The 1,860-nt window shown below is 72.2% G+C and carries 1 protein-coding gene; it reads right to left on the bottom strand.

What is annotated here, in order from left to right:
- Nucleotides 1-47 precede the first annotated feature (47 nt).
- Complete coding sequence (locus tag ABZ641_RS35680; RefSeq protein ID WP_359988585.1) at nucleotides 48-1,487, bottom strand: APC family permease; 1,440 nt, start codon at nucleotides 1,485-1,487, stop codon at nucleotides 48-50.
- Between the last annotated feature and the right edge of the window lie 373 nt (nucleotides 1,488-1,860).

Consider the following 1,860-nt stretch of genomic DNA (forward strand, 5'->3'; position numbering starts at 1 on the left):
CCCGGGTCGGGCGGCGGCGGGCGGGCAGTGGGGGAGCCGGCCGGTCGTCAGGCGGCCGAGGACGCGCCCGCGGCCTCGGCCGGGAGGTCCGTCCCGGCGAGCCGCAGCCGGCGGTCCCGGAGCCTGGCGAGCGGCGGGTAGAGCAGGACCGAGCCGCCGACGACGACCACGCCGTAGGTCACCGCCTGGGTGCCGCTCTCCAGGTACTGCTGCCAGGCGGCCCACACCGAGATGCCGAGCAGGCAGACCACGATGCCGGCGATGCCGAACGCCCCGCCGGGGACGCGGTACGGGCGTTCGAGTCCGGGTTCGCGGATGCGCAGGGCGATCAGCGCGGCGACCTCCAGCAGGATGCCGATGTTGGTGAGGAAGACGTCGAAGATCACCAGGTTGGCGAAGCTGCTCAGGCAGAACAGCGCGTAGACGGCGGCGGAGCCGACGATGGAGACGACGGGGGCCCGGTGGCGCTTGCTCTCCTTGGCCACCCACTGCGGGAAGTAGCCGTCCTGGGCGAGGACCAGCGGCAGTCGGGAGTTGGAGGCCAACAGGGCGGAGAACATCGCGACGGCGGCGAACATGCCGCCCACGGTCACCGCCAACTGCAGCCAGGGGCCGGCGAGTTCGCGGGCCACCGCGGAGAACGACCCGGCCTCCCAGCTCTTCCAGCCGGCGTCCCCGTCGGCGCCGGTGGCGAGGGCGGCGATCGACGGCAGCAGGTAGCCGACCATGATGAGCAGCACCGAGACCGCCAGCGCCTTGGGCAGGTGCTTGCGCGGATTCTCCATCTCCCCGGCGACGTTGGACACGCTGTCCCAGCCGGAGTAGTTCCACATCACGATGAACAGGCCGGCGCCGAAGGCCGTCCAGGCGGACCGGTCGGTGGTGGCGGTGACGGCGGCCACCGGGTCGGTGCCGTCGCCGAACAGGCGGGCCGCGCCGACGACGGTGAGGATCAGCATGGGTGTCAGGCAGATGGCGGCGAAGGCCACCGAGGACTCGCCGACCCAGCCGGCCCCGAGCAGGTTGAGCAGGGTGAAGGCGGTGATCACCGCGAGGCAGATGAACCAGTTCAGGTCGAACTGGAAGTGGCCGAGCCGGAAGAGCACGTGCTTGCCCGGGGCGACGAAGCCCGCGACGCTCTGCAGGTAGCTGGTGAAGAGCACCGGGTACAGCGCCATGTCGACAAAGCTGCAGATCCACTGCAGCAGGCCCTGCTGGAAGCCCCAGAACCTGCCGAGGCCGCGCTTGACCCAGTGGTAGTAGCCGCCCTCGACCGGTATCGCGGTGCCGAGTTCGGCGCAGACCAGGGCGTGCGGCACGCTGTAGATCAGCGGGGTCACCACGATCAGCAGCAGGGCGATGCCCGGTCCCGAGGTGGAGAACAGCTCCTCGATGCCGTACGCGCCGCCCGAGACGCTGAAGAAGATCAGTGCGACCAGCGGCAGCAGGCGCACCCGCCTGGGCTTGCTCAGGGACAGGGTGGTCATCGTCACCTCGGTGGGGGTCGGCCGGCGGAGTCACGGTGCCCGGGTCGCCTGGGCGCACGCCCCAGCCGGCCGTCGACGCGTGTCGCCGGCACGGTGGCCCCCCGGAGCGTCGGCCGGACCTGGCGGCCCGCCGACGTCCCTAGAGTCTCGGGCCACGGCCCGACCAGGGCAATCGCCCACCCTGGCAGGGAGAGCAGCAGACCTTTGACACACTGCTGACACTCCGTCGGCGCCCGCACGGGCGCCCGGGCCGTGCCGTCGGTCGCCGACGAGCGCCTGAACCTCCCGCATCGGCGCGTCGAGGTCGTACCGGCCTGCCGGTCCGTCACCCCGGCGCCCCCCGGGGCCGTCCCCGAAGCCGTACCCGACCCTG

The organism is Kitasatospora sp. NPDC007106 (assembly GCF_040634455.1).
Lineage (GTDB): Bacteria > Actinomycetota > Actinomycetes > Streptomycetales > Streptomycetaceae > Kitasatospora > Kitasatospora arboriphila.

What these genes read in the sequence shown, in the direction of transcription:
- ABZ641_RS35680 (WP_359988585.1), bottom strand. Translation starts at nt 1,487, where the DNA reads ATGACCACCCTGTCCCTGAGCAAGCCCAGGCGGGTGCGCCTGCTGCCG.